This window comes from Nocardia sp. NPDC127606 (genome assembly GCF_042671725.1).
Lineage (GTDB): Bacteria > Actinomycetota > Actinomycetes > Mycobacteriales > Mycobacteriaceae > Nocardia.
The window spans coordinates 386,633-411,613 of sequence record NZ_JBHXWQ010000005.1; the positions used below are offsets into that span (position 1 = coordinate 386,633).

Consider the following 24,981-nt stretch of genomic DNA (forward strand, 5'->3'; position numbering starts at 1 on the left):
TCGGAAACGAACGACACATTGCATGTAATCCAGCTAGATCAAACTAATTCCACCCCAAGGTTGCACGCAAAATCGACATACCGCAGGAGAAGGTGATCACGGTGACGCTCTACGACACGGTGAACGACGCCGACGCGAGGACGCTGCTGTCCGGCATGGAGGTTTCCTTCGCCGGCGTGAGCAAGCGCTTCGGCGGCGAAGGCGGCACACTCGCCCTGACCGACATCGACCTCGACATCCGCGAAGGCGAATTCGTCGCGGTGGTCGGCCCGTCCGGTTGCGGCAAGTCGACGCTGCTGCGCCTGGCGGCCGGTCTCGAGCCGGTGAGCTCGGGAGCCGTTGCGGTGCGCACGAATTCGATCGGCTTCATCTTCCAGGAAGCCACACTGCTGCCGTGGCGCAAGGTGCGCCGCAATGTCGAACTCTCGGCCGAACTGGCCGGGGTCGACCGCAAGACCCGCCGCGACCGGGTCGAGCGGGCGATCGAAGCCGTCGGCCTGGCCGACTTCGCCAACAAGCTGCCCAGCCAACTCTCCGGCGGCATGCGCATGCGCGTGTCACTGGCCAGGGCGCTGTCGCTGGAACCGCGCCTGATGCTCCTGGACGAACCATTCGGCGCGCTCGACGAGATGACCAGGCTGAACATGCAGGAGGAGCTGCTTCGCCTCTACCGCGACAACGCCTTCACCGCCCTGTTCATCACCCACTCGGTCTCCGAGGCCGTGTTCCTCGCCTCGCGCGTGGTGGTGATGTCGGCCAGGCCGGGCCGCATCCATGAGGTGATCGACGTCGACCTGCCCTACCCGCGGGAACGTGAACTCCGCTTCGAACCCGCGTTCACCCAACTCGTCTCGCGCATCTCGCGCTCGTTGAAAGAGGCTGCCTGATGGTGAGTGTCGCGGCCCGTGTCCCCGCCGCAGCGAAGCTCCAGCTGCCGACGGCGCCACTGCGCAAATTCGCCGGTGCCCTGGTGGCGCCCCTCGTGTCGATCACCCTGGCGTTGGCCGCCTGGTACGCGGTGTCGATGCTGATCCTCAGCGAGGGCCGCCGCTTCCTGCTGCCGCCGCCGCACGTGGTGTTCAGCGAATCCCTCGCCGACCCGAAGAAGCTCGAGGTGATGCTCGAGGCGCTGGCCGTCACCGCCCGGGTCGCGATCACCGGTCTGCTGATCTCGGCGGTGCTCGGGGTGGCGATCGCTGTGCTGATGAGCCAGGCCAAACCGATCGAGAACGTCGTCTACCCGTACGCGGTTGTCCTCCAAGCGATCCCGGTGCTGGCGGTGGTCCCGCTCATCGGCCTGTGGCTGGGCTACGGCTTCGCCGCCCGCACCACCGTGTGCGTGCTCATCGCGATCCATCCGATCATCGCGATGACCCTGTTCGGCATCAAATCCGTCGACGGCAACCTCCAGGAACTGTTCACCCTCGGCCGAGCGGGCCGCCTGCGCCGCCTCTGGTCGCTGCAACTGCCCGCCGCGCTGCCCTCGACGCTGACCGGATTGCGCACCGCCGCAGGACTTTCGGTCACCGGCGCCATCATCGGTGACATGTTCTTCGCGCAGGGCAAACCCGGCATCGGCACCCTGCTCGATACCTACCGCGCCCGCTTGCAATCCGAGGACCTGATCGGCGCGCTGCTGCTGGCCGCCCTGTTCGGCGTGCTCGTGTTCACCGTGTTCACCGTCATCCAGAAGGTCAGCGTCGGTCGCTGGCACAACTCCGCCCAATAGCTCGACAGGACTCCCCATGAAGACACCTCCCTTGCGTCGCATCGGTGTTGCCGCGCTGGCTGTGCTGCTGGCGGGCACCGCGTCCGCCTGTTCCGACGACACCACCGCCGCCCCCGCTGTCGCGCTCGAACCGGCGCCCGCCGAACAACAACTCGCAGGCGCCTGCCCCGCCACCGTGGTCGTCCAGCTCCAGTGGGCGCCGGAAACCGACTCCGGCCCCATCTTCGGTCTGCTCGGCCCCGGCTACACGGTCGACGCCGACAACAACAAGATCACCGGCCCGCTCGTCGCCGACGGCAAGGACACCGGCGTGAAGCTGGAGATCCGCGCCGGCGGCCCGGCCATCGGCTTCCAGACCGTGCCGTCGCAGATGTACGTCGACCAGAGCATCACCCTCGGTCTCGCGCACTCCGAGCACGCCATCGCCGCCGCGGGGCAGCAGCCGATCGTCGCCGTCACCACGTTGCTGCGCAACAGTCCCCAGATGCTGATGTGGGACCCGAAGACCAACCCCGACTGGAAGGGCATCACCGATATCGGCAAGTCCGGTAAGCCGGTCGTGGTCTCCAAGGGGCAGCTGTATCCGGACTGGCTCGTCGCCCGCGGGCTGGTGCGCAAGGAACAGATCGACGCCTCCTACGACAACTCGCCCTCGCGCTTCGTCACCGATCCGTCCTTCGCCCAGCAGGGCTTCGCCAACGCCGAACCGTTCACCTATGAGCACGAGGTGCGGGCCTGGAACAAGCCGGTCGGCTACCAACTGCTCAAGGACGTCGGCTACGAGGGCTATGCCCGCACCGTGAACGTGCGCGCCGACAAACTCGCCGAGCTGCGCCCGTGCCTGCAGAAGCTGGTGCCGATGATCCAGCAGGCCACCGCGTCGTTCAAAGCCGATCCCACTCACGTCAACGACGTCGTCGTCGACGTGGTGGAGCAGAACCCCAAGCTCAGCCCCTACAGCGCCGAACTGGCCGAATTCGGCTCCGAGGCCCTCATCGACGGCGGTCTGATCGGCAACGACACCGACGGCGTACTCGGCAGTTTCGACGAGGCCCGCGTCCAGCGCATCATCGACGAATTCGGACCCATCCTGCGCGCGGGCGGCGCGAACGTGCCCTCCGGCCTGACCGCGAAGGACCTGGTCACCAAGGAATTCCTCGACCCCGCCATTTCCGTCACCGGCTAAGGAGACACCCATGACCACCAGCTACGACCTGTCCGAAGTCTCGCGCGAGAAGCAGATGGGAGGTCTCGGCAAGGAGACCACCGACCGTGAGATCCGCGTCATCGACCTCACCGACTTCGAGAGCCGTCGCGCCGAGATCACCGAGGAACTGTGGGCCGCCGCCACCGAGATCGGCTTCTTCCAGCTCTCCGGCCACGGCATCCCGCAGGACCTGATCGACGAAATGTTCGGCACCACAGCCGATTTCTTCGCCCTGCCCGAGGAGATCAAGGGGCAGTACCCCCTGGTCAAGAAGAACAACGCGGGCTGGGAGAGCCTGAGTCAGGTGCGCCCGTCCATCGGCGTGCCCGATCAGAAGGAGTCGTATCAGATCACCCGGCCGCACATGGACGAGTTGTGGCCCAGCGAGACCGAGCTGGCCGGATTCCGTTCCCGCGTCCTCGATTTCGAGAGCCGGGCCTGGGAAGTGGCGATGCGGGTGCTGTCCTGCTTCGCCGATCGCCTCGGCTTCGAACGCGAACACTTCACCGCCGCGCACGATCCCGGCTCCGAGACCTACCAGAGCGCCCTGCGGCTGCTGCACTACTTCGCCGTACCCGAGGAACTGCGCGGCGTCCCCGGACGGTGGCGGGCCGGCGCGCACACCGACTTCGACTGCCTCACACTGCTTTTCCAGCGGGACGGCCAGGGCGGGCTCCAGGTGTGTCCCGGCAAGGAGATGGAAGAGCAGGAGTGGACTTCCATCACTCCGTCGTCGAGCCTGATCACCTGCAATATCGGTGACATGCTCACCCGCTGGAGCGACGACCTGCTGCCGTCGAACTTCCACCGCGTTCGCAGCCCCGGCGAGGGCGAATACCAGGGTGAGCGCTACAGCATCGCCTACTTCGCCCAGGCCGACCGCGACGCCGTCATCCAGGGGCCCGCGGGCAAGTACCCGCCCGTCACCGCGGCGGACTTCCTGACTCAGCGGGTACAGGCGAACTACCGCCCCCAGGGATAATCACCGCAACCAACGGAAAGGACACGGCATGAGCGGTCAGCGCCCGGAGGAGGCAGCCCGCGTAACCACGCAGGGCGCCCGAGCATGCCCGAAGATTCTGCGATGACCGAAGCCTCGCTGCTCGGCCAGTCTGTCCATCGACGGATCCGGCAGATGGTCCTCTCCGGCGAGCTGACCTCGGGCCAGTCGCTCAGCGTGCCGGCGCTGGCGACCGAGCTCGGGGTCAGTCGCAGCCCCGTCCGCGAGGCGGTGCAGCAGCTGATCTACGAGGGTCTCGCCGTCAGCGCGCCGCACGCCGGGGCGAAGGTGGCCGCCGTCGACGACGACCGCATTCGCGACGTCCTCGCGGTTCGGGCCGCCCTCGACGGTCTCGCCGCCGCCGCGGCCGCCACCCGCCTCACCGAGGCCGACCTCGACAAGCTCACCGGCATCATCACTGCCCAGCAAGCGCATCTGGACGACCCGACCGATCCCGCTCGCGACGCCCAGCTCGACCTGGAGTTCCACACCTTCATCCGCGACGCCTCCGGCAACGCGTGCGTCGTCGACGAATTGGCCCGGCTGGAAGCCCAGGCCCACCTCTACCGCGGCGACCTGTGGTGCTCGGCCCGCAACCGCCGCGTCGCCCTGCGCGAGCACCGCCGCATCGTCGAAGCCCTCGAGTCCGGCCACCCCGAGTCCGCCCGCGCCGCCGCGGAGGCCCACGTGCAAGGGCTGCTCACCCGCCTCGCCCGGCAGTAACCGTCAGCGGTGATCGCGGTAGGCGGGGGCCTTCGTGGTCCCCGCCGGGGTCAATGTGCGCAGCAGCGGCATGGTCCGATGCGCGACCACTGTCGACAACACGACCACACTGTGTGACCGCACCACCGACCCCGTCCGATCGATGCTCAACAACACCGCCTGCAATCCGGCATGGGAATCGGCCCCGATCCGGCACAGCACGTCACCGGAGCCGGTCGTCGCGTACGCCTCGAGCACTCCCGGAATTGCCGCCAGCTCCGCGCTCACGGTATCCAGCGCGCCCTGCGCGATCTCCAGGGTCACGAACGCCTGCACATCGAAACCCGCTGCGGTGACATCGATCTGCGGATCGTAGGACGCGATCACCCCGGATTCCTCCATCCGGTTGATCCGGGCCTGCACCGTCGCCCGCGCGACCTTCGTCCGCCGCGACAGTTCGAGAATTCCGGCCTTCTGGAACTCGTGCATCGCGGTGAGGATCGCCAGGTCGAGCTCATCCAATTTCGCGGGGGTGCGCATGCGAAGACCTCCATGTCCGGTTGCTATTCAAATTGTCCACCATTTGTGGGGATCCGGTGGCTTCTCGAGCCAGCCTGCTCAGACAAAGATGGAGTAGTTGCCCACCTGCGGCCCGGCGCGATTTCCTAGGTCATGACCATTGAGCAGCAGCTCGTCGGGCTGATCGAGCACGACGACAGTGTCGATCCGTTTCCGGTGATCGGGTGGGACGCCCTCGTCTGGGTCGTCGGCAACGCGACCCAGAGCGCCCACTTCCTGCAGTCCGCGTTCGGCATGCGGCTGGAGGCGTACTCGGGCCCCGAGACCGGCAATCGCGACCACAAGTCGTTCGTGCTGCGCAGCGGGGGAGCGCGGTTCGTGATCACCGGCGCGGTCGACCCCGACAGCCCGCTCGTCGGCCACCACGACCGCCACGGCGACGGCATCGTCGACATCGCCCTCGAGGTCCCCGATGTGGACCGCTGCATCGCCTGGGCCCGTCAACACGGCGCCACGATTCTCACCGAACCCCATGACGAGACCGACGAATTCGGCACCGTCCGCTCTGCCGCACTGGCGACCTACGGCGAGACCAGGCACACCCTCGTCGACCGCTCCGGCTACGTCGGTCCCTATCTCCCCGGCTATATCGCGCGCACCTCCACTCGCGCGCCGGGCAAGCGCGTGTTCCAGGCGATCGACCACGTGGTCGGCAATGTCGAGCTCGGCATGATGGACCGCTGGGTCGACTTCTACCGCGACGTCATGGGATTCACGAACATGGCCGAATTCGTCGGCGACGACATCGCCACCGACTACTCCGCGCTGATGAGCAAGGTCGTCGCCAACGGCAACCACCGGGTGAAGTTCCCGCTCAACGAACCGGCGGTGGGCCGCAAGCGTTCTCAGATCGACGAGTATCTCGAGTTCTATCGCGGCCCCGGCGTGCAGCACATCGCGCTGGCCACCGGCGATATTCTCGGCACCGTCGACGCCCTGCGCGCCGAGGGCGTCGAATTCCTGGCGACACCCGACGCCTATTACGAGGACCCCGAATTGCGCGCTCGCATCGGCGCCGTGCGCGTTCCGGTCGACGAACTACAGCGTCGCGGCATCCTGGTCGACCGCGACGAGGACGGCTACCTGCTCCAGATCTTCACCCGTCCGCTCACCGATCGCCCCACCGTCTTCTTCGAGCTCATCGAGCGACACGGCTCACTCGGTTTCGGAAAAGGCAATTTCAAGGCCCTTTTCCAGGCCATCGAACGCGAACAGGAGGCTCGCGGCAATCTGTGACCGGGTCCGCGGACCTACTACAGTTCATGCCATGCGGATCCCCTCGGCGATCATCACCGGCATGACCTTGGTCGTCATGCTGACGTCGTGCGGATCGGGGGGCGACTCCGATACGCCGACAGGGCCCAACCGACCACCACCGAAGGTCGCCTCACTCGGTCCCTTCGTGGGCGAGTGCGGCCATGTCACCGACGACGAAGTGCGCAACCTCGCGGGCCTCGGCCAGATCGCGCGGGTCTACAAGAACGCGACCGGCTGCAATTGGCAATCGGCCGGATTATCTTCGCCCAGTGTCACTTTCGCCTCGTACCGAGGCAGTCCGATCGAACGTGAGAAGGCGTGGGTGTCCAACGTGGGCCGTGCACCGGAGACCATCGACGTGGGTGGGCATTCCGGCTTCATGGCGCTGGACCCGCAGGGCACTGTCTGTGACCTCGCCGTGCAACTCGACGACGACTTCTTCGAGTGGTCGATGTCCACCGGCATCTTCGCCACCGGCGGCAACCCGTGCGACCGGACCAGGAAACTGGCCGAGCTGACCGTGGGACGGCTGCAGTGAGCGCCGGCAAGGTCGCCGCCGCGGCGCTGATGCTCACCCTCGCGCTGGCAGGCTGCGGCCAGAAGATCGAGGGCAGTGCCCAGCCGCTGGGGAAGGGTGGCGGCGGTGAGACGATCAACACCGACTTCGACAAGCTGCTGCGCGAGTGCGAGGTGGTGGCCGCGGACAAGATCGGCGAGATCATCGGCAACGCCAAGAGCGTGAGCGCCTCGTTCAGCGGTGCCGTCTGCATGTGGGACATCGAGGACGCACCTGGTGGGGCGGCCATGGCCAGCCTCAACTGGTACGAGATGGGTACCCTGAACAACGAGAAGACCACCAACGACAAGCTGGGCTACATCTCCGGCGACATCACCGTGCAGGGCCGCAGGGCGTTGCAGGTCCGCAGACCGGGCGACAACGACTCCTGCGGCGTCACCGCACCGGCCGCCGATGTCGGCGTCGTCGGGTGGTGGATCAACTACCGGCCCGGCTCGGCGCACCCCGATCCGTGCGCGGGCGCCCAGAAATTGGTCGAGCTGACCCTGGATCTCGCCCGGTAGAAGGCTTGACGCGGCCCCCCGCTTTGACCCCGAATCGGGCACGCGGGTATCGTGGATCCCTGTGCCCGGATTACTGCGGGCAAGTTCGTGTGTGAACGTAGGCCAGCGAAAGCGGCCGATACGTTCCAGCGTGCCTTGAAAAGGGCACTGAGCGCCTCAGCGACACGCCCGACCACGGGTTAACGGAAACGTGGTCTGACGTGCGGGTGAAAGCTCGATGAACTGCAAGACACTGCACATCAAGCGCAATTACCAATAAGGAAAGCCGGTCTATGCCAACCATCAACCAGCTGGTCCGCAAGGGTCGCCGCGACAAGGTCACCAAGACCAAGACTGCGGCCCTGAAGGGGAGCCCGCAGCGTCGTGGCGTGTGCACTCGCGTGTACACCACCACCCCCAAGAAGCCGAACTCCGCGCTCCGTAAGGTCGCGCGTGTTCGCCTGACCAGCGCGATCGAGGTCACGGCGTACATCCCCGGTGAAGGCCACAACCTGCAGGAGCACTCCATGGTGCTCGTTCGCGGCGGTCGTGTGAAGGACCTCCCGGGTGTCCGTTACAAGATCATCCGTGGATCGCTCGACACCCAGGGCGTGAAGAACCGCAAGCAGGCGCGCAGCCGCTACGGCGCCAAGAAGGAGAAGAGCTGATATGCCACGCAAGGGCCCCGCACCCAAGCGTCCGCTGATCAACGACCCGGTCTACGGGTCCCCGCTGGTCACTCAGCTGGTCAACAAGATCCTGATGGACGGCAAGAAGTCCACCGCCGAGCGCATCGTCTACGGTGCCCTCGAGCAGGCGCGTGAGAAGACCGGCACCGATCCGGTCGTCACCCTCAAGCGCGCGCTGGACAACGTCAAGCCCGCCCTCGAGGTGAAGCCCCGTCGTGTCGGTGGCGCCACCTACCAGGTGCCGGTCGAGGTCCGTCCGGGCCGCGCCAACACCCTGGCGCTGCGCTGGCTGGTCAGCTACTCCCGCGCCCGTCGCGAGAAGACCATGGTCGAGCGTCTCGCCAACGAGCTCCTCGATGCCAGCAACGGCCTCGGTGCCGCCGTGAAGCGTCGCGAGGACACCCACAAGATGGCCGAGTCGAACCGGGCCTTCGCGCACTACCGCTGGTGATAGTCCGGCCCGTCACTTAAAAGGGAGAATTTCGTGGCACAGGACGTGCTCACCGACCTGAACAAGGTCCGCAACATCGGCATCATGGCCCACATCGATGCGGGCAAGACCACCACGACCGAACGCATCCTGTTCTACACCGGTATCACGTACAAGATCGGTGAAGTTCACGATGGCGCGGCCACGATGGACTGGATGGAGCAGGAGCAGGAGCGTGGTATCACCATCACCTCCGCGGCTACCACCTGCTTCTGGAAAGACAACCAGATCAACATCATCGACACCCCCGGGCACGTCGACTTCACCGTCGAGGTGGAGCGTTCGCTCCGCGTGCTCGACGGCGCGGTCGCGGTGTTCGACGGCAAAGAGGGTGTCGAGCCCCAGTCCGAGCAGGTGTGGCGTCAGGCCGACAAGTACGACGTGCCGCGTATCTGCTTCGTGAACAAGATGGACAAGCTCGGTGCGGATTTCTACTTCACCGTGCAGACCATCAAGGACCGTCTCGGCGCTCGTCCGCTCGTGATCCAGCTGCCGATCGGCGCTGAGAACGACTTCGAGGGCATCGTCGACCTGGTCGAGAACAACGCCAAGGTCTGGAAGGGCGAGACCAAGCTCGGCGAAGAGTACGAAGTCGTCGAGATTCCGGCCGACCTCAAGGAGAAGGCCGAGCAGTACCGTCAGGAACTGCTCGAGACCGTCGCCGAGTCCGACGAGGCACTGCTCGAGAAGTTCTTCGGTGGCGAGGATCTCACCATCGAGGAGATCAAGGGCGCCATCCGCAAGATGACGGTCAACTCCGAGCTGTACCCGGTGCTGTGTGGTTCCGCGTTCAAGAACAAGGGCGTTCAGCCCATGCTCGACGCGGTCATCGATTACCTTCCTTCCCCGCTGGACGTCGAGGCCACCACCGGCCACGTGCCCAACAAGGAAGAAGAGCTGATCACCCGCAAGCCGAACGTCGACGAGCCGTTCGCGGCGCTGGCGTTCAAGATCGCGGTGCACCCGTTCTTCGGTGAACTCACCTACGTGCGTGTGTACTCGGGTCAGGTCGCCTCCGGCGCCCAGGTCGTCAACTCGACCAAGGGCAAGAAGGAGCGTCTGGGCAAGCTGTTCCAGATGCACTCCAACAAGGAGATGCCGGTCGCGACGGCTTCGGCCGGCCACATCTACGCGGTCATCGGCCTGAAGGACACCACCACCGGTGACACCCTGTCCGACGCGCAGAACCAGGTCGTCCTCGAGTCGATGACCTTCCCGGATCCGGTCATCGAGGTCTCGATCGAGCCCAAGACCAAGTCCGACCAGGAAAAGCTCGGCACCGCGATCCAGAAGCTGGCGCGCGAAGACCCGACGTTCTCGGTCAAGCTCGACCAGGAGACCGGCCAGACCGTCATCGGCGGCATGGGCGAGCTCCACCTCGACATCCTCGTCGACCGTATGCGTCGCGAGTTCAAGGTCGAGGCGAACGTCGGCAAGCCGCAGGTGGCCTACCGCGAGACCATCACCAAGAAGGTCGAAAAGCACGAGTTCACCCACAAGAAGCAGACGGGTGGCTCCGGCCAGTTCGCGAAGGTCATCATCGCCCTCGAGCCGTTCGTCGGCGAAGACGGCGCGGCCTACGAGTTCGAGAACAAGGTCTCCGGCGGTCGCGTGCCCCGTGAGTACATCCCGTCGGTCGACGCGGGCGCCCAGGATGCCATGCAGTACGGCGTGCTCGCCGGCTACCCGCTGGTGAACCTGAAGGTCAGCCTGCTCGACGGCGCGTACCACGACGTCGACTCCTCGGAAATGGCGTTCAAGATCGCGGGTTCGCAGGCCCTCAAGGAAGCGGCCCGTAAGGCCGGTCCGGTGATCCTCGAGCCGCTCATGGCGGTCGAGGTCATCACGCCCGAGGAATACATGGGCGACGTGATCGGCGACCTCAACTCCCGCCGTGGCCAGATTCAGGCCATGGAGGAACGCAGTGGTGCCCGTGTCGTCAAGGCGCTGGTTCCGCTCTCGGAGATGTTCGGTTACATCGGTGACCTGCGGTCCAAGACCCAGGGTCGCGCGAACTACTCCATGGTGTTCGCCCAGTACGCAGAGGTTCCGGCCAATGTGTCCAAGGAGATCATCGCCAAGGCGACCGGCGAATAAAACCCTCTTGCGGTCCAGTGGCACACTGGACCGCAAGTGCCGGGCGTCAAGTAATACCCCCGATCCCCGCCTCCAGCGGGGATGACACACGCACTGCTGCAAATGCACGCACCAACAAGTCCAGGAGGACCCAAAAGTGGCGAAGGCGAAGTTCGAGCGGACGAAGCCGCACGTCAACATCGGCACCATCGGTCACGTCGACCACGGCAAGACCACGCTGACTGCAGCGATCACCAAGGTGCTGGCTGACAAGTTCCCGACCCTGAACGACGCGTTTGCGTTCGATCAGATCGACAAGGCGCCGGAGGAGAAGGCTCGTGGTATCACGATCAACATCTCCCACGTCGAGTACCAGACCGAGAAGCGCCACTACGCGCACGTCGACGCCCCGGGTCACGCGGACTACATCAAGAACATGATCACCGGTGCGGCGCAGATGGACGGCGCCATCCTGGTGGTCGCGGCCACCGATGGCCCGATGCCGCAGACTCGCGAGCACGTGCTGCTCGCCCGTCAGGTCGGCGTGCCTTACATCCTGGTCGCGCTGAACAAGTCGGACATGGTCGATGACGAGGAAATCCTCGAGCTCGTCGAGATGGAGGTCCGCGAACTGCTGGCCTCGCAGGAATTCGACGAGGACGCGCCGGTCGTGCGTGTCTCCGGCCTGAAGGCCCTCGAGGGCGACGAGAAGTGGGCCGAGGCCATCGTCGAGCTCATGCAGGCCGTCGACGACTCGATCCCGGACCCGGTCCGCGAGACCGAGCTCCCGTTCCTGATGCCCGTTGAGGACGTCTTCACGATCACCGGTCGTGGCACCGTCGTCACCGGTCGTGTCGAGCGCGGCATTGTCAACGTGAACGAGGAGGTGGAAATCGTCGGCATCAAGGAGAAGTCGACCAAGACCACCGTCACCGGCATCGAGATGTTCCGCAAGCTGCTCGACCAGGGCCAGGCGGGCGACAACGTCGGCCTGCTGGTTCGTGGCATCAAGCGCGAAGATGTCGAGCGTGGCCAGGTTGTCGTCAAGCCGGGCACCACGACTCCCCACACGGAGTTCGAGGGCCAGGCGTACATCCTGTCGAAGGACGAGGGCGGCCGCCACACCCCGTTCTTCAACAACTACCGCCCGCAGTTCTACTTCCGTACCACGGACGTGACCGGCGTCGTTACCCTCCCCGAGGGCACCGAGATGGTCATGCCCGGCGACAACACCGAGATGCTGGTCAAGCTGATCCAGCCGGTCGCCATGGACGAAGGCCTGCGCTTCGCGATCCGCGAAGGTGGCCGCACCGTCGGTGCCGGTCGCGTCACGAAGATCATCAAGTGAGTCTCTGACTCGCTGACACCGCAACGGCGTCGCTCCTCCGGGAGCGGCGCCGTTCGGCGTTTTCAGGGGCGATCGTGCGACTCGGACGGATCCACTACGCCGGTCGGACGCGGACGGTTACTCGGCCGCGGTCGTCTCGGTGGGCTATGGCGTGGCCGGGGTGGTCGATGCCGTCGATGCGCAGGGTGACGGGGGCTCCCTCGTCCAGGAAGTTGCGCCACCAGGACTTCTTGTCCGGCATCGCTACGCCGATCAGGTATTCGTCGCCGGAGCGGCGGTAGTTGACGGGGGTGCTGAACGTGCGGCCCGAGCGGCGGCCGGTGTAGGTGATCTGGGCGAAGGCTTTGCCGAGTAGCTTGCCGATGACGGGGGCATTGGTCAGGGCGACCACGCCGGTGTTGAATGCGCCGACACCGCGGCGCAACAGCGATTCTTGTCCCATCGGATTCTCCTGTAGTCGACGAACCGTCAGCCTACCGACGGTGGATGACTTCTGACGTCATCGTGGTTGTCGGTCGTGCTCGGTAGCGTTGGGGCACTATCGCATTCGAGAGGATCGGAGACCTCGTGGGCAAGGCCGCGCTCGAACGGGAATTGGATGTCAGCGAAGGGGTGCTCGAACACGGGATGCCCTATCTCGCGTTCGGGTCGGGGCGTCCACTGGTGTTCTTGCGGTGGTTCATGCCCGACCACGCCAATCCGCGTGGCTGGCTGCGGTCCAGCGAGATCAAGACAATGGCGCCGCTGGCCAGGAACTTCCGGGTGTACGCGGTCAATCGCGCGCCGGGGATGGCGGCAGGTACCTCGATGGCCGATATCGCGCGGGCACACGCGGAAGCGTTGCACAACGAATTCGGCGGTCCCGTAGACGTTCTCGGCATTTCCTCGGGTGGCTCCGTAGCGCTGCAACTCGCCGCCGACCATCCGTCAGCAGTACGCCGACTGGTGATCGCTTCCTCCGCCTACCGTCTCGACCAGTCCGCGCGCGTGTCGCAGATGAAATACGCGGAGGCCGCCGCCGCGGGCAAACGATCCCTGCACCACCTGGCGACCCAGGGCATCGAATCTTCGCTGAAGGCGCGCCTCGTCGGCGCCGCCGCCTGGCTGGCGGACCCGCTGTTTCGCCCGAAGAACCCCGCCGACACCCTCGCCTTCGTTCATGCCGAAGATGCCTTCGACCTCACCGACCGCCTAGCCGACATCACGACCCCCACGCTGGTGGTCGCAGGCGAACGCGACGAGTTCTACGACCAATCCTCCTTCCGCTACACCGCCGACGGCATTCCTGATTCCCGCTTGATCATCTACCCCGCGACGAGCCATCTGGGTGCGATCAAACACGCCAGGTTCGCCCCGGATGTCACCGAATTCCTCTCGGCGACAGATTGATTCATCGAATCTTGGCCCCGTATACGTGCTCGACCGACAAGGCCATGAGGACGCGCCGGTCCGAGACCATGACTTCGCGGTACTCGGTCCAGTCGGGGTGCTCGCCCGCGGCCGCGCGGTAGTAGTCGACCAGTGCCTCGACTTCCGGGCCGTTCGGGTCGGTTCCGGGGCCGGTCAGGGTGGCGGTGCCCTCGGCGGTGGCCCAGGACCAGCCGTCGGCGCTGGTGACCTCGAGCGCGGCGCGTGGGTCGCGACGGAGGTTGATCGTTTTGGCGCGGCCTTCGGTCATGGAGACATAGATGACGCCCGCGGCGCGGTCGTAGTACGGGGTGACGGGGGAGAGTTGGGGGCGGCCGTCGGATTTGATGGTGGCCAGGATGCCGATGCGGGAGTCGGCGATGAGAGCGTGCAGGTCGAGTGGCGTTTCGGGCATCGATCGGCTCCTAGGGGTGGCGGGCTGTTCGTTGTGACGAACCGTCGTGGTCGCGCGTTTATGCCCGGGCGGCGGAAATCCCGTCGACAGCGCGCGATCGGGCGCGTAGAACTTGTCGCATGGTTACAGCACGTCCGCAGTCGCGGTTCTAGCTCGCATCGGGTCGTTCGGCGCCGGTGCGGCGCCGCGTGATCCGACGCCCGTGCCGTCCCAGGAACGCACAACTGGCGAGCGTCGATTCCTCGACCGGACCAGCCTTGGGGGATTCCCATGACCAGAATCGATCTCGCCCGAATACGCAATATCGGCATCGCCGCCCACATCGACGCGGGCAAGACCACGACGACCGAGCGGGTGCTGTTCTACACCGGCGTCACCCGGACTCTCGGCGAAGTGCACGACGGCACCGCGGTGATGGACCGGATGATCCAGGAGCGCGAACACGGCATCACGATCGCGGCGGCGGCGACCACCTGCTGGTGGAACGAGCACCAGATCACCATTCTCGACACCCCCGGCCACGTCGACTTCACCGTCGAGGTGGAGCGTTCGCTGCGGGTGCTCGACGGTGCGATCGCGGTATTCGACGCCAAGGAGGGCGTGGAGCCGCAGTCGGAGCAGGTGTGGCGCCAGGCCGACAAGTACGGCGTCCCGCGGATCTGTTTCGTGAACAAGATGGACAAGCTCGGTGCCGATTTCGCGTTCACCGTGCGGACCATCGCGGAGCGACTCCGGGTGCGCCCGTTGGTGATTCAGCTGCCGATCGGTGCGGAACGCGAGTTCGAAGGCATCATCGACCTGGTCGAGATGACCGCCAAGGTGTGGCGTGGCGACACCGATCGCGGTACTCGCTTCGAGACCATCGAGATTCCGGAAGACCTGCGTACCAGGGCCTTCCAGCATCGGGATGCACTGGAGGCCGCGGTCGCCGAGGCCGACGAGGAAGTGCTGGAGCGCTATCTCGCGGGCAAGGCGATCACCGTCGACCTCCTGAAAGCCGCTATCCGGCGGATGACGATCGACGCACAGGCCTACCCGGTCCTGTGCGGCTCGGCGCTGGCCAACATCGGCGTGCAGCCGCTGCTGGACGCCGTCGTCGACTACCTGCCGTCTCCACTGGATGTCGTTGCCGTGCACGGGTTCTCGCCGGAGGGCGAGCACATCCACCGCGCGCCCGATTTCGCCGAGCCGTTCGCGGCGCTGGCGTTCAAGGTCGCGCTGCACCCGTTCTTCGGCAAGCTCGTCTACCTGCGGGTGTACTCCGGTACCGCCGAACCCGGTGCGACCGTACTGAATTCGACCAATGGACGAAAGGAGCGGCTCGGCAAACTGTTCCAGATGCATTCGAGCACCGAGATCGCCGTCGAGCGGGTGCAGGCCGGGCAGATCTGTGCCGTGATCGGCCTGAAGGCGACGGGAACCGGCGACACCCTGTGCGATCGGGCAGCCCCCGTCGTCCTGGAGTCGATGACCTTCCCCGACCCCGTACTCGCCGTCTCGATCGAACCGAGGACCCGCGCCGACCAGGACAAGCTGGGCACCGCCCTGGCTCGCCTGGCCGACGAGGATCCGACGTTCACCGTGCACGTCGACGCCGAAACCGGCCAGACGGTCATCGGCGGCATGGGCGAACTGCATCTGGAGATCCTGGTCGACCGGATGAAACGGGAGTTCCGGGTCGACGCCGACATCGGCGCCCCACGCGTGGCCTACCGCGAAACCATCACCGCGGCAGTCGATCTGTTCGAGTACACCCACCGCAAGCAACAGGGTGGGCACGGGCAGTTCGCCAAGGTGGTGATCGCGCTGCAACCACACGTGGCCGATGACGACGCGATCTACGAATTCGAGAGCCGGGTCACCGGCGGGCGCGTACCGCGGGAGTACATCCCCGCGGTGGACGCGGGCGCGCAAGACGCGCTGCGCGTCGGCACACTCGCCGGCTTCCCCCTGGTGAACGTGAAGGTGACGCTGCTCGACGGCGCCGCCCACGTGCAGGATTCGTCGGAACTGGCGTTCCGTCTCGCGGGAGCGGCGGCGGTACGCGCGGCGCTCGCGCGAGCCGAGCCGGTACTGCTCGAACCGGTGATGGCCGTGGAGGTCGTGACGCCGGAGGAGTACGTCGGCGAGGTGATCGGTGACCTCAACGCCCGTCGCGGCCGGGTCACCGAGCTCACGGAACGAGGCGGCGCGCACATCATCCGCGCGCTGACCCCGCTCCAGGAGATGTTCGGCTACATCGGGGACCTGCGCTCGAAAACCCGTGGCCGAGCGAACTACTCGATGGTGTTCGACTCCTATGCCCCGGTCCCGCCGGGTGCGGCGGCGTCGATCATCGCGGGCTGCTGATCGACACCGGTGGCGTCGCGATACACGCGGCGTCACCGGTTCGTCGACGATGCCTAGGTGTGGGTTCCGTCCGGTGTCTCGGAGTCGACCATCGCCGGAACCCGATGTGTCCTGGTGGATCCGGCAGTCAGCAGGCGCAGCGCGTCTGCCGAACTCGCATCGCGTGCGGTGTAGACCTCGAGCCGGTGGTCAGGACTGTCGGGCTGCAGCCACACCTGATAGTCGACGTCGACACGGCCGACCGTCGGATGGCGCAGATCCATCGGCCCGACCGTGCAATCGGCGACCTCCGCGCCGGCCCACAGCGTCGCGAAAGTCGTACTGCGCATGGCGAGTTCGCCGATCAGTTCGGCCAGATGCGCGTCGGTGGGATACCGTCCCGCGGTCAGCCGGAGGTAGCCCACGTGAATGCGGGCGAGCTCGTCCCAGTTCCGGTACAGGTCCCTGGCGAGCGGATCGAGGAAGAACAGTCGCGGAATCGACGGACGTCGTGCGGGGTCGTCGGGCGCGGTGAAGTCGAGGTGCTCGCCGACGAGCGCGTGCCCGGCGTGGTTCCAGGCGAGCACGTCGCCGCGGCGTCCGAGAACGACAGCGGGCATGGTGTCGCCGAGCGAGGTGAGCAGTGTGAGAACCCGCGGGTGTGGTTGTTCCGGTTCGGCCCGGACCAGGCGCGGCACGGCCGGTTGGCCTGCGAGGTTGTGCAGGTGGGTGGTTTCGGCGGGGTCGAGCCGGAGTACCCGGGCGATGGCGTCGATGACCTGTGCGGACACGGTCCCGGCCTGGTCTTGTTCGAGGCGCGTGTAGTACCCGGCGCTGACTCCGGCGAGCTGGGCGAGTTCTTCGCGGCGCAGGCCAGGGACGCGGCGGGTGACGCCGAAGGTGCGTAGGCCGATCCGTTCGGGGGTGGTTCGGTCGCGGCGGGACTTGAGGAACGTTCCGAGGCTTTCCAACTCCATCGTTCCGATCGTAGGCACCACGGGGTGGTCGTGCTCGATGGGTGCGGGCGCGAAGCGTTCCTCGGTCTTCGCGCACGGCCGGAGCGAAGGCGGAGGTACGCCTATCCCGGCCGGGTGTACCCACGTCAGGGGTCTGGTTGCCGCTCGCACGCGGTCGCAGGGTGGGGGCATGAATCGAACCGATATCGAGCTGCGGTCCTGGCTGGGCCTGCTGGTGGTGCTCGGCCCCGTACTGCTCGTCGCCATGGACGGCTCGGTGCTGTTCCTGGCCATGCCCGCCGTCACCGACGCGCTGGCACCCTCGGCCGACGAAGCCCTGTGGATCCTGGACAGCTACGGTTTCGCGGTCGGCGCCCTGCTGATCGCGTTCGGCACCATCGGCGACCGTTACGGCCGCAAACGCCTGCTGATGATCGGCGCGGCGATGTTCGGCATCGGCTCGGTGGGGGCGGCCTTCGCCACGAGCCCCGAACTGCTGATCGCCTTCCGCGTCCTGATGGGTGTGGCCGGTGCGACGCTGTTGCCGTCGGCACTCGCCGTACTCGGCACGCTGTTCACCGACCCGCGCCGACGCGCGCAGGCCATCGGCATCTTCGCCGCCACCTTCGCGGCGGGTTTCGCGATCGGCCCGATCGTCGCCGGTCAGCTGCTGACCCGGTTCTGGTGGGGATCGGTGCTGCTGATCAATGTGCCGGTGGTGCTGGTGTTCTCGGTGCTGGCGCCGATCCTGCTCGGTGAGGTGCGCGCGACCGGCCTCGGCCGCGTCGACGTGGCGAGCGTGATCACCTCGGCGTCCGGATTGCTCGCTGCCATGTACGCAGTGAAACATGTTGCCGCGCAGGGCATATCGACTTCGTCGGTCACTGTCGGGCTGACCGGCGTGGCGCTGCTCGGATGGTTCGGCCGAAGGCAGGGGCGCATCGACAACCCGCTCATCGACTTCACTCTGTTCCGCAACCGGGTCTTCACCATCGCGATCATCACCGGGTTCCTGCCCCTCGCGGCCTGGTCTGCGACCGCGTATCTGGCGGCGACCTACCTGCAATCCGTCCTCGGCGTGTCCATCGCCGACGCCGCACTGCTCGCGGTCCCCGGCGCCCTCGTTCTCACTGTTGCGGCCGTCGTGACCCCGGCCGTCGTTGCCCGCATCGGCCGCTCGGCCGCCTTGATCACCGCCCACTTCACGATCGCGATCGGCCTGCTGCTGCTGTTGCCGACCAGCACCGGCGGCGGTGCCGGCTGGTACATCGCCGCGACCGCGGTGGCCGGCATCGGCTACGGCATCTCGTTCAGCGTGGTCGCCGATATCGCCGTCGCCGCGGTTCCGGCCGAACGGGCGGGCGCGGCCGCCGCGCTGGCCGAAACCGGCAACGAACTGGGCAACGCGCTCGGTATCGCCCTCTTCGGTTCGCTGGCCGCCGTCCTGTTCCGCGTCCACGGCCCGGACCTCGCACCCACCCTCGGCGAAACTTTGCACCTGCCCGGCCTCGCCCCCGCCGTACTCGACGACGCCCGCAGCGCCTTCGTCAGCGGAGTGCACGTCGTCGCCGCCACCGCGGCCATCCTGCACGGTGTCCTCGGCTCGGTGGCCATCCGCGTTCTCCGCGCGCGACGCTCGCCTTCAGCCGAGGTGAGTCATGCCCGCCGCGACCACCTGGGCGACGTTCATCAGGTCGTCGCTCGTGGGCACGGGTAGTCCGTCCAGGGCGTGGAGGCGGTCGGTGCTGGCGATGGCGAACATGGCGGAGACCCAGGCGGCGGCGCAGGCGTGCAGGGTGGCGGGGCGAATGGGTGCGGGGGTGCTGGCTTCGAGGACGTGGGCGGTCACGTCGAGAAGCTGATCGCGCAGGGCGCGGAGTTTGCGGCGCACGTCGGGGTGGGTGTCGGCTTCGCGCCACATGATCACCCGCAGGACCGACGAGTGATGGTCGCGCAGGTTGATCGCGGTGTCGAGGTTGATCAGACTGGCGGCCGGATCGCCGGGGGCGACCACGGCGGCGAGGTCGTCGATCGGATGTTCGGGGACGCGTTCGCGCATGAGCGCGGACAGGATCGCGTTCTTGGTGGGGAAGTAGTAGAAGACCAGTCCTTTCGGCACGTCGGCGGCCGCGGCGACGGCTGCGGTCGGCGTTGCGTCGAATCCCTGTGCGGCGAACAGGGTCTCGGCGGCGTCCAGGATGAGTTGCCGGGCGTCGCCATCGCGTTTCGCGTTGCGGCGCCCGACTCGTCGGCCCGGCATCAGTGATGTGGAGCCATGTTGTGCAGGCGCTGGTTCATGGCAGGCAGCGCGGCGACCGCCACCACCGCCGTCACCACTCCGACCACCCATGCCGTCCAGGACGCGCCGCTGAACGCGGTGAAGTCCATGGCCCACGGCGAGATGAACAGCAGCACGCCGAATACGCCCATCGCGTAGTCCGCGACGGACAGACCGTCCCTGGCCATCTGGATCAGACCGGTCGCGGCGATGAGTACGCCGAGCACGATCAGGGTCCAGCGGGCATTGTCGTTGGTGTCGAGCCACAGGGGCGACAGTGCGGTGAATGCGCCGAGCACAACGGCCAGAAAGTCCTGTGCGCGACTGTTGGTGAACATGGAAATGCCTCCTCGTTGAGACGATAAATACCTCTGACCTCGGTCTACTCCTGATTGACCGCCCGGTCGACATCGGAAGCGGCACGGTTGTGTTGCGACGTGGGTGTCACAGGTAACCCGGCGCACTGGTACAAACATCTGGGGGCCGTAGTGGTCCGCGACACAGCAGAAACATGGCACGAGCGGTCAGCGACCGCGCATGCCGAGAGGACACAACATGAGCGCGCCCATCGTGATCGTCGGAGCGGGTCTGGCAGGCCTGCGCACGGCCGAGGAACTGCGTCGGGCCGGGTACGAAGGCGGTGTGCTGCTGCTCGGAGACGAGACGCGCGCGCCGTACGACCGCCCGCCGCTGTCGAAGCAGTTCGTGCGCGGCGAGACCGACGACACCACCCTTCGCCCGCCGGAGTTCTTCGCGGACAAGAACATCGAGCTGCGCCTCGGCACCGCCGTCACCGGTGTCGACACCGCCGCGCGCACCGTCACCCTGGCCGACGGCTCCACCATCGCCTACGACCAGCTGATCATCGCGACGGGTCTGCGTCCCCGCAGGCTCCCCGGTCTACCCCAGGTCGGGGGCGTACACGTGCTGCGTGCCCACGAGGACGCCGCGACCCTGCGCGCCGAACTCGACGGCGCCAACCGGGCCCTGATCATCGGCGCCGGTTTCATCGGCTGCGAACTCGCCGCCAGCTTCCGGGCCGCCGGAGTCGAGGTCACCCTCGTCGAACCCCAGCCGACCCCGCTGGCCTCGGTCCTCGGCGAGCAGATCGGCGGCCTGGTGGCGCGCCTGCACCGCGACGAAGGCGTCGACCTGCGCTGCGGCGTCGGCGTCGACACCCTGCGCGCCGACGATTCCGGCCGGGTGCGCGGCGCGGTCTTCACCGACGGCACCGACATCGACACCGACCTGGTCGTGGTCGGCGTGGGCTCGGTCCCCGTCACCGACTGGCTGGCCGACTCCGGCATCGAGCTGGCCGACAGGTCCGCGGGTGGTGGCGTGCTCGCCGACGAGGTCGGCCGCACCTCCGCCGACGCCGTCTGGGCGGTCGGCGATGTCGCCGCCTGGCAGCACGACTCCGGCGTCCGCAAGCGCGTCGAACACTGGACCAGCGCCGGTGAGCAGGCAAAACTCGTGGTCACCGCCCTCCTCGGCGGCGCACCGCCCACCGTGGCCCGCGTCCCGTACTTCTGGAGCGACCAGTACGACATCAAGATCCAGGCCCTCGGCACCCCCTCGCCCGACGACGACGTCACCGTGGTCACCGACGACGGCCGCAAGTTCCTCGCCTACTACTCCCGCGACGGCATCCTCACGGCCGTCCTCGGTGCTGGTCTGACCGGCCAGGTGATGAAACTGCGCGCCAAGCTGGCCACCCCCACCCCGGTGGCGGATCTCCTCGCCGCGGCCGGCTGAGTCACTCGGTCAGGGCGCTGAGCGGCCTCGGGCCCCTCGGCGCTCGGGCTGGTGCGCATGTGGTCGCGATCGGCCGAATTCGCCGCTGTAATACGGTGTAGCGGTGATCGTCGCGCTCATCGATTCCGGCCTCGGCCTGTTGCCTACGGCTTCGTGGTTGCGCAAGCTGCGGCCCGACGTCGACTTGCTGCTGCTGCTCGACCCCGATGGTGCGCCCTGGGGGCCCAAGCCGGAGCAGTGGGTGGTCGAGCGGGTCGTCGGCACGGCGCGGCAGGCGATCGAGGCCGGGGCCGAGGTGATCGTGCTGCCGTGCAATACCGCCAGCGTCACCGCGTTGGCGCACGTGCGGGCGGAGGTGGGGGAGTCGGTGCCGGTGATCGGCACGGTTCCCGCGATCAAACCTGCTGCCGCGCAATGTAATTCGGTAGCGGTGTGGGCGACGGCGGCGACCACTGCCAGTCGCTACCAGGCCGATCTGATCGCCCGGTTCGGCGGTGACGCGAAGGTCGTCGGGGTCGCCTGCCACGGCCTGGCCGATGCGATCGACCGCGGTGACATCAAGGCGATCCGCGAGTCGATCGCCGACTCGGCCGCGCGCACCCCGGCCGACGTCGAGGGCGTTGTCCTCGGCTGCACCCATTACCCGCTGGTCATCGACGCCATCGTCGCCGCACTGCCCGACGGTGTGCGCCTGTTCGACAGCGCCCAAGCCGTCGCCGCCCAGACTGTCCGCAAGATGGACGAACTCGGCCGCCCCACCACCGGCACCGGCACCGTCACCGTCCGCACGAGCGGTCGGCCGGGCGAGTTGCCCTCCGGTGCGGCAACATTCGAGTCGGGCCGCCTTCTCGGCGCACTACCGGCCTGACCGGGCGACGGGGAGCCCGCGCCGGCATGTCACCGCACCGGTGTTGAATGCGGAGGGAATCCGCCGACCCGGAGGTGCGTGTGTCCGAACTTCCCACTGCTGCACAGGTGCGCAAGGCCCTCGCCGACCTGGCGAACCCTACTGACGCGCATCACCTGCAACGCTTCTTCAAGACCGGCCCCGGCGAATACGGCGAGGGCGACATCTTCCTCGGTATCCGAGTCCCCGTCACCAGAAAAGTGGCGAAACAATTCGCCACACTGCCGCTGTCGCAGATCGACGAGCTCCTGGACAGCCCCCTCCACGAAGAGCGGCTGGCCGCCCTGTTCATCCTCAACGCCCGCTTCGCGGCGGCATCGAAACCGCGCGCCCTCGACGACAAGGCCCGTCGGGAGATGGTCGATCTCTACCTGGCGGCGGTCCGGCGCGGCCGGGTCAACAACTGGGATCTGGTCGACGCCTCCGCCGAGAACATCATCGGCCCCTGGCTACTCGACAGAGACCGCGCGCTGCTTTTCGAACTGGCCGAACAGGATTCGCTCTGGGAGCGCCGAGTGGCCCTGCTGTCGACATTCGCGTTCATCAAGGCGGGCGACCCGAGTACCACCTTGGAACTCGCCGAAATCCTTCAGACGGACCGCCGAGATCTGATCCAGAAGGCGCTGGGTTGGATGTTGCGCGAAATCGGCAAGCGCGTCGACCAGACCGCACTCACCGATTTCCTGAACAGGAACGCACCCGAACTGGGCCGCACCGCGTTGAGCTACGCGACCGAACACCTCGACCCCGAGCAACGCGCCGCCTATCGCGCCATGCGCTAGAACTGGATCCGCAACCGATCGGTCACCGGCCGCGCCTGGCAGCCGAGGATGTACCCGTTCTCGATGTCCTCGGGATCCAGGATCTCCGAATTGGCCATCTCCACTTTGCCTTCCAGCACCGTGCAGGCACACGACCCGCACTCGCCCTCCTGGCAGGAGTAGGGCACGTCGAGGCCCTTGTCGAGCATGATGTCGACCAGCGTCTGCTTGCGTGGCCAGGACATCTCGTGCACCTCACCGTCGAGCTCCACCTCGACCGTGGCCGCGTCGGCCGCCTCGGCCTCGGACACCTCCGCGGGCGCGTGGTCGGCGAACGGATCGCCCGCGAGGGAGTTGAACACCTCGGCATGGGTGCGGTTGCGCGGCACCTCGAGCGAGGCCAGTGCGTCGTGCACCAGGTCCATGAACGGCTTCGGCCCGCACATGAACGCCTCGAAGGCGGTGTAGGGCCGGACCAGGGTGGCCAGCATGTCGGCGGTCGGCAGGCCGAGCAGCGGTTCGAGCCAGTGGATGACGGTGAGTCGCTGGGGATGCTTGCCCACGAGATCGCGGAGTTCGTCGGCGAAGATCACCGAGTTCGCGTCGCGGTTGGCGTAGACCAGCACGACCTTGCCCGAACCCTGCGACAGCGCCGACTTCAGGATCGACATCACCGGCGTGATCCCGCTGCCCGCGCCGAACAGCAGCATGTCCTCGTCGAGATTCTTGGGCGTGAACACGCCCGACGGCGGCAGCACCTCGACCTCGTCGCCCGCGGCGAGGTTGTCGCACAGCCAGTTCGAGCCGTACCCGTCCACGGTGCGCTTGACGGTCACCTTCGGCAGATCATCGGTGAACGGCGAGCTGGCCAGCGAGTAGCAGCGGGCGACCGATCCGGTCTGCTCGCTCGGGATGCGCAACGTCAGGAACTGGCCGGGGGAGTAGGCGAAGCGCTCGCGGAGTTCGGCGGGCACCTCGAAGACCACGGAGTGGGTGTCGGCCGTTTCGGCGATCACCGCGGCTACTCGCAGCACCACCGAGCGCGAGCTGTGCGGAACCTCGACTGTGGTCATGTCGTCCTCTCGGGCAAAACTAGAACGTGTTTCAGTTTCATGCTAGGCCGGGACGCGCCTGCAGGGCAAGCTGTGCCTCGAGTCCGGCGACCAGCACCTCCATCCCGAAGTCGTAGGAGTACTTGCCGCGCAGGTCGGACATGTACTTCGTGGCTCGGGCCACCGCCTCGGGCAGCAGCACGTCGGCCGGCGCGGAACGGTCGCGCGGGTTCACTCTGCTGCGGCCGAACAGGTAGGTGTGGATGGTCGCGTAGGCGGCCAGCACATTGCGGTCGCTGAAGCCCGCGTCGAACAGGATCTCCATCACGGCGTCGATCAGGTCGAGCTGCTTGCCGAGCATCTGCTCGAGCAAGATGTCGCCCAGGCCGGGATGCGTGCGCAGTTTATCGTCTATCTGATCGATCAGATCGCGCAGGCGCTCCTGCCACAGGCCGGACTCGCGCGGCGGCTTGCGCACCCCGACCAGCGCGGCGCTGGCGACCAGATCGAGTAGCTCGCGCTTGTCGGCCACGTAGTAGTACGGCGCCATCGGTGACACCCCGAGCTCGCGTGAGAGCCGCCGCATCGAAAGCTTTTCGACCCCGTCCTCGCGCACCACCTTCAGTGCCGCATCGACGATCTCTGCCTCCGACAGGGTTGAATTCACGCCACTCCCCGCCCCGCCATGGTTACGCAAGCCTCTGCCTCACCTCTGCTGCCGCCGGGCTATCAGCCCTTTTCCCATCCCTGCCTCCGGAAGTCTAGAGGGGTTCGCAGCGGAGGGGGGTGGGGTGTGCTCAGAGAAAGATTTTCCGATTCCGCCCTTTATGGCAGTCACTGACGTTAAGGTCGAGGTGACCGGCAACACAATGGAGGTAGTCATGCCTGAGAACACCACGCCTGCGACCGTCGAATCCGACGAGGACCTGGTCACCGAGACGCTGATCGAAGAGGTCAGCATCGACGGCATGTGCGGCGTGTACTGA

The 24,981-nt window shown here is 66.8% G+C and carries 27 protein-coding genes; 19 read left to right on the forward strand and 8 right to left on the reverse strand.

The window, feature by feature from the left end:
• The first annotated feature begins 101 nt into the window (after window positions 1-101).
• The 5 genes from ACFVJ5_RS24205 (at window position 102) to ACFVJ5_RS24225 (ending at window position 4,659) form a co-directional block, all read left to right on the forward strand.
• Window positions 102-887 (forward strand): ABC transporter ATP-binding protein, encoded by a 786-nt coding sequence (locus ACFVJ5_RS24205; protein ID WP_379223274.1) that lies wholly within the window; start codon window positions 102-104, stop codon window positions 885-887.
• Window positions 887-1,729 (forward strand): ABC transporter permease, encoded by an 843-nt coding sequence (locus ACFVJ5_RS24210; protein ID WP_379223276.1) that lies wholly within the window; start codon window positions 887-889, stop codon window positions 1,727-1,729. Before ACFVJ5_RS24205 ends, ACFVJ5_RS24210 begins: the two co-directional genes overlap by 1 nt.
• A gap of 16 nt (window positions 1,730-1,745) precedes the next feature.
• Window positions 1,746-2,915, forward strand: coding sequence for a nitrate ABC transporter substrate-binding protein (locus ACFVJ5_RS24215; protein ID WP_379223277.1), 1,170 nt, complete (start codon window positions 1,746-1,748; stop codon window positions 2,913-2,915).
• A gap of 10 nt (window positions 2,916-2,925) precedes the next feature.
• Window positions 2,926-3,918, forward strand: coding sequence for an isopenicillin N synthase family dioxygenase (locus ACFVJ5_RS24220; protein WP_379223279.1), 993 nt, complete (start codon window positions 2,926-2,928; stop codon window positions 3,916-3,918).
• Between the two features lie 84 nt (window positions 3,919-4,002).
• Window positions 4,003-4,659: a GntR family transcriptional regulator gene (locus ACFVJ5_RS24225; protein ID WP_379223281.1), complete on the forward strand. Its 657-nt coding sequence runs from the start codon at window positions 4,003-4,005 to the stop codon at window positions 4,657-4,659.
• Window positions 4,660-4,662: 3 nt separating this feature from the next.
• On the opposite strand, the gene ACFVJ5_RS24230 is transcribed toward ACFVJ5_RS24225, so the two are convergent.
• A complete protein-coding gene (locus ACFVJ5_RS24230; RefSeq protein WP_379223282.1) occupies window positions 4,663-5,178 on the reverse strand; it encodes an Lrp/AsnC family transcriptional regulator in 516 nt (171 codons plus the stop codon).
• 132 nt (window positions 5,179-5,310) lie between these two features.
• Between ACFVJ5_RS24230 and hppD the strand changes: the two genes are divergently transcribed.
• From hppD to tuf, 7 genes are all read left to right on the forward strand, one after another.
• On the forward strand, window positions 5,311-6,453 hold the full coding sequence (hppD, locus tag ACFVJ5_RS24235; protein WP_379223284.1) for a 4-hydroxyphenylpyruvate dioxygenase: 1,143 nt from the start codon (window positions 5,311-5,313) through the stop codon (window positions 6,451-6,453).
• A gap of 31 nt (window positions 6,454-6,484) precedes the next feature.
• Window positions 6,485-7,012, forward strand: a complete 528-nt coding sequence (locus ACFVJ5_RS24240; protein WP_379223286.1) for a DUF3558 domain-containing protein — start codon at window positions 6,485-6,487, stop codon at window positions 7,010-7,012.
• Complete coding sequence (locus ACFVJ5_RS24245) at window positions 7,009-7,554, forward strand: DUF3558 domain-containing protein (RefSeq protein WP_379223288.1); 546 nt, start codon at window positions 7,009-7,011, stop codon at window positions 7,552-7,554. The genes ACFVJ5_RS24240 and ACFVJ5_RS24245 overlap by 4 nt, the downstream gene beginning before the upstream one ends.
• 272 nt (window positions 7,555-7,826) lie before the next feature.
• A complete protein-coding gene (gene rpsL, locus ACFVJ5_RS24250; RefSeq protein ID WP_056814220.1) occupies window positions 7,827-8,201 on the forward strand; it encodes a 30S ribosomal protein S12 in 375 nt (124 codons plus the stop codon).
• Between the two features lies 1 nt (window position 8,202).
• Window positions 8,203-8,673 (forward strand): 30S ribosomal protein S7, encoded by a 471-nt coding sequence (rpsG, locus tag ACFVJ5_RS24255; RefSeq protein WP_056814216.1) that lies wholly within the window; start codon window positions 8,203-8,205, stop codon window positions 8,671-8,673.
• Between the two features lie 33 nt (window positions 8,674-8,706).
• Complete coding sequence (gene fusA / locus ACFVJ5_RS24260) at window positions 8,707-10,809, forward strand: elongation factor G (RefSeq protein ID WP_379223290.1); 2,103 nt, start codon at window positions 8,707-8,709, stop codon at window positions 10,807-10,809.
• Between the two features lie 136 nt (window positions 10,810-10,945).
• The gene (gene tuf, locus ACFVJ5_RS24265; protein ID WP_056814209.1) at window positions 10,946-12,136 is read left to right on the forward strand and encodes an elongation factor Tu; all 1,191 of its coding nucleotides are present in this window, start codon (window positions 10,946-10,948) and stop codon (window positions 12,134-12,136) included.
• Between the two features lie 94 nt (window positions 12,137-12,230).
• On the opposite strand, the gene ACFVJ5_RS24270 is transcribed toward tuf, so the two are convergent.
• Window positions 12,231-12,578 carry a nitroreductase/quinone reductase family protein gene (locus ACFVJ5_RS24270; protein ID WP_379223291.1) on the reverse strand — a complete coding sequence of 116 codons (348 nt, stop codon included), beginning with the start codon at window positions 12,576-12,578 and terminating at the stop codon, window positions 12,231-12,233.
• A gap of 125 nt (window positions 12,579-12,703) precedes the next feature.
• Here ACFVJ5_RS24270 and ACFVJ5_RS24275 point away from each other — a divergent pair, with 125 nt between their 5' ends.
• The gene (locus ACFVJ5_RS24275; RefSeq protein WP_379223293.1) at window positions 12,704-13,525 is read left to right on the forward strand and encodes an alpha/beta fold hydrolase; all 822 of its coding nucleotides are present in this window, start codon (window positions 12,704-12,706) and stop codon (window positions 13,523-13,525) included.
• Window position 13,526: 1 nt separating this feature from the next.
• On the opposite strand, the gene ACFVJ5_RS24280 is transcribed toward ACFVJ5_RS24275, so the two are convergent.
• The gene (locus tag ACFVJ5_RS24280) at window positions 13,527-13,958 is read right to left on the reverse strand and encodes a PPOX class F420-dependent oxidoreductase (RefSeq protein WP_379223294.1); all 432 of its coding nucleotides are present in this window, start codon (window positions 13,956-13,958) and stop codon (window positions 13,527-13,529) included.
• 270 nt (window positions 13,959-14,228) lie between these two features.
• On the opposite strand from ACFVJ5_RS24280, the gene fusA (ACFVJ5_RS24285) reads away from it, so the two are divergent.
• Window positions 14,229-16,307 carry an elongation factor G gene (fusA, locus tag ACFVJ5_RS24285; protein ID WP_379223296.1) on the forward strand — a complete coding sequence of 693 codons (2,079 nt, stop codon included), beginning with the start codon at window positions 14,229-14,231 and terminating at the stop codon, window positions 16,305-16,307.
• A gap of 53 nt (window positions 16,308-16,360) precedes the next feature.
• On the opposite strand, the gene ACFVJ5_RS24290 is transcribed toward fusA (ACFVJ5_RS24285), so the two are convergent.
• A complete protein-coding gene (locus ACFVJ5_RS24290; RefSeq protein ID WP_379223298.1) occupies window positions 16,361-17,263 on the reverse strand; it encodes a helix-turn-helix transcriptional regulator in 903 nt (300 codons plus the stop codon).
• A 169-nt stretch (window positions 17,264-17,432) separates the two neighbouring features.
• Between ACFVJ5_RS24290 and ACFVJ5_RS24295 the strand changes: the two genes are divergently transcribed.
• Complete coding sequence (locus tag ACFVJ5_RS24295) at window positions 17,433-18,959, forward strand: MFS transporter (protein WP_379223299.1); 1,527 nt, start codon at window positions 17,433-17,435, stop codon at window positions 18,957-18,959.
• Here the strand turns inward: ACFVJ5_RS24295 and ACFVJ5_RS24300 are convergent.
• Together ACFVJ5_RS24300 and ACFVJ5_RS24305 are read right to left on the reverse strand one after the other, a co-directional pair.
• Window positions 18,885-19,502 (reverse strand): TetR/AcrR family transcriptional regulator, encoded by a 618-nt coding sequence (locus ACFVJ5_RS24300; RefSeq protein WP_379223301.1) that lies wholly within the window; start codon window positions 19,500-19,502, stop codon window positions 18,885-18,887. The genes ACFVJ5_RS24295 and ACFVJ5_RS24300 overlap by 75 nt on opposite strands.
• Window positions 19,502-19,858 (reverse strand): SPW repeat protein, encoded by a 357-nt coding sequence (locus tag ACFVJ5_RS24305; RefSeq protein WP_379223303.1) that lies wholly within the window; start codon window positions 19,856-19,858, stop codon window positions 19,502-19,504. Before ACFVJ5_RS24305 ends, ACFVJ5_RS24300 begins: the two co-directional genes overlap by 1 nt.
• Window positions 19,859-20,075: 217 nt before the next feature.
• Here ACFVJ5_RS24305 and ACFVJ5_RS24310 point away from each other — a divergent pair, with 217 nt between their 5' ends.
• From ACFVJ5_RS24310 to ACFVJ5_RS24320, 3 genes are all read left to right on the forward strand, one after another.
• Window positions 20,076-21,275, forward strand: coding sequence for an NAD(P)/FAD-dependent oxidoreductase (locus ACFVJ5_RS24310; RefSeq protein WP_379223304.1), 1,200 nt, complete (start codon window positions 20,076-20,078; stop codon window positions 21,273-21,275).
• A gap of 103 nt (window positions 21,276-21,378) precedes the next feature.
• Window positions 21,379-22,143, forward strand: a complete 765-nt coding sequence (locus ACFVJ5_RS24315; protein ID WP_379223306.1) for a glutamate racemase — start codon at window positions 21,379-21,381, stop codon at window positions 22,141-22,143.
• Window positions 22,144-22,190: 47 nt separating this feature from the next.
• The gene (locus ACFVJ5_RS24320; RefSeq protein ID WP_379223308.1) at window positions 22,191-22,964 is read left to right on the forward strand and encodes a DNA alkylation repair protein; all 774 of its coding nucleotides are present in this window, start codon (window positions 22,191-22,193) and stop codon (window positions 22,962-22,964) included.
• Here the strand turns inward: ACFVJ5_RS24320 and ACFVJ5_RS24325 are convergent.
• Window positions 22,961-24,016: a 2Fe-2S iron-sulfur cluster-binding protein gene (locus ACFVJ5_RS24325; protein ID WP_379223310.1), complete on the reverse strand. Its 1,056-nt coding sequence runs from the start codon at window positions 24,014-24,016 to the stop codon at window positions 22,961-22,963. The genes ACFVJ5_RS24320 and ACFVJ5_RS24325 overlap by 4 nt on opposite strands.
• Window positions 24,017-24,053: 37 nt before the next feature.
• The gene (gene mftR2, locus ACFVJ5_RS24330) at window positions 24,054-24,662 is read right to left on the reverse strand and encodes a mycofactocin system transcriptional regulator MftR2 (protein WP_379223311.1); all 609 of its coding nucleotides are present in this window, start codon (window positions 24,660-24,662) and stop codon (window positions 24,054-24,056) included.
• Between the two features lie 214 nt (window positions 24,663-24,876).
• On the opposite strand from mftR2, the gene mftA reads away from it, so the two are divergent.
• Complete coding sequence (mftA, locus tag ACFVJ5_RS24335; RefSeq protein WP_101468422.1) at window positions 24,877-24,981, forward strand: mycofactocin precursor MftA; 105 nt, start codon at window positions 24,877-24,879, stop codon at window positions 24,979-24,981.

What these genes read in the sequence shown, in the direction of transcription:
- ACFVJ5_RS24225 (WP_379223281.1), top strand. Translation starts at nt 4,003, where the DNA reads ATGCCCGAAGATTCTGCGATGACCGAAGCCTCGCTGCTCGGCCAGTCT.
- ACFVJ5_RS24320 (WP_379223308.1), top strand. Translation starts at nt 22,191, where the DNA reads ATGCGGAGGGAATCCGCCGACCCGGAGGTGCGTGTGTCCGAACTTCCC.
- ACFVJ5_RS24310 (WP_379223304.1), top strand. Translation starts at nt 20,076, where the DNA reads ATGAGCGCGCCCATCGTGATCGTCGGAGCGGGTCTGGCAGGCCTGCGC.
- ACFVJ5_RS24240 (WP_379223286.1), top strand. Translation starts at nt 6,485, where the DNA reads ATGCGGATCCCCTCGGCGATCATCACCGGCATGACCTTGGTCGTCATG.
- ACFVJ5_RS24300 (WP_379223301.1), bottom strand. Translation starts at nt 19,502, where the DNA reads ATGCCGGGCCGACGAGTCGGGCGCCGCAACGCGAAACGCGATGGCGAC.
- fusA (WP_379223296.1), top strand. Translation starts at nt 14,229, where the DNA reads ATGACCAGAATCGATCTCGCCCGAATACGCAATATCGGCATCGCCGCC.
- mftA (WP_101468422.1), top strand. Translation starts at nt 24,877, where the DNA reads ATGCCTGAGAACACCACGCCTGCGACCGTCGAATCCGACGAGGACCTG.
- ACFVJ5_RS24305 (WP_379223303.1), bottom strand. Translation starts at nt 19,858, where the DNA reads ATGTTCACCAACAGTCGCGCACAGGACTTTCTGGCCGTTGTGCTCGGC.
- ACFVJ5_RS24280 (WP_379223294.1), bottom strand. Translation starts at nt 13,958, where the DNA reads ATGCCCGAAACGCCACTCGACCTGCACGCTCTCATCGCCGACTCCCGC.
- ACFVJ5_RS24210 (WP_379223276.1), top strand. Translation starts at nt 887, where the DNA reads ATGGTGAGTGTCGCGGCCCGTGTCCCCGCCGCAGCGAAGCTCCAGCTG.
- rpsL (WP_056814220.1), top strand. Translation starts at nt 7,827, where the DNA reads ATGCCAACCATCAACCAGCTGGTCCGCAAGGGTCGCCGCGACAAGGTC.
- ACFVJ5_RS24325 (WP_379223310.1), bottom strand. Translation starts at nt 24,016, where the DNA reads ATGACCACAGTCGAGGTTCCGCACAGCTCGCGCTCGGTGGTGCTGCGA.
- rpsG (WP_056814216.1), top strand. Translation starts at nt 8,203, where the DNA reads ATGCCACGCAAGGGCCCCGCACCCAAGCGTCCGCTGATCAACGACCCG.
- ACFVJ5_RS24295 (WP_379223299.1), top strand. Translation starts at nt 17,433, where the DNA reads ATGAATCGAACCGATATCGAGCTGCGGTCCTGGCTGGGCCTGCTGGTG.
- ACFVJ5_RS24270 (WP_379223291.1), bottom strand. Translation starts at nt 12,578, where the DNA reads ATGGGACAAGAATCGCTGTTGCGCCGCGGTGTCGGCGCATTCAACACC.
- ACFVJ5_RS24220 (WP_379223279.1), top strand. Translation starts at nt 2,926, where the DNA reads ATGACCACCAGCTACGACCTGTCCGAAGTCTCGCGCGAGAAGCAGATG.
- ACFVJ5_RS24230 (WP_379223282.1), bottom strand. Translation starts at nt 5,178, where the DNA reads ATGCGCACCCCCGCGAAATTGGATGAGCTCGACCTGGCGATCCTCACC.
- ACFVJ5_RS24290 (WP_379223298.1), bottom strand. Translation starts at nt 17,263, where the DNA reads ATGGAGTTGGAAAGCCTCGGAACGTTCCTCAAGTCCCGCCGCGACCGA.
- hppD (WP_379223284.1), top strand. Translation starts at nt 5,311, where the DNA reads ATGACCATTGAGCAGCAGCTCGTCGGGCTGATCGAGCACGACGACAGT.
- ACFVJ5_RS24215 (WP_379223277.1), top strand. Translation starts at nt 1,746, where the DNA reads ATGAAGACACCTCCCTTGCGTCGCATCGGTGTTGCCGCGCTGGCTGTG.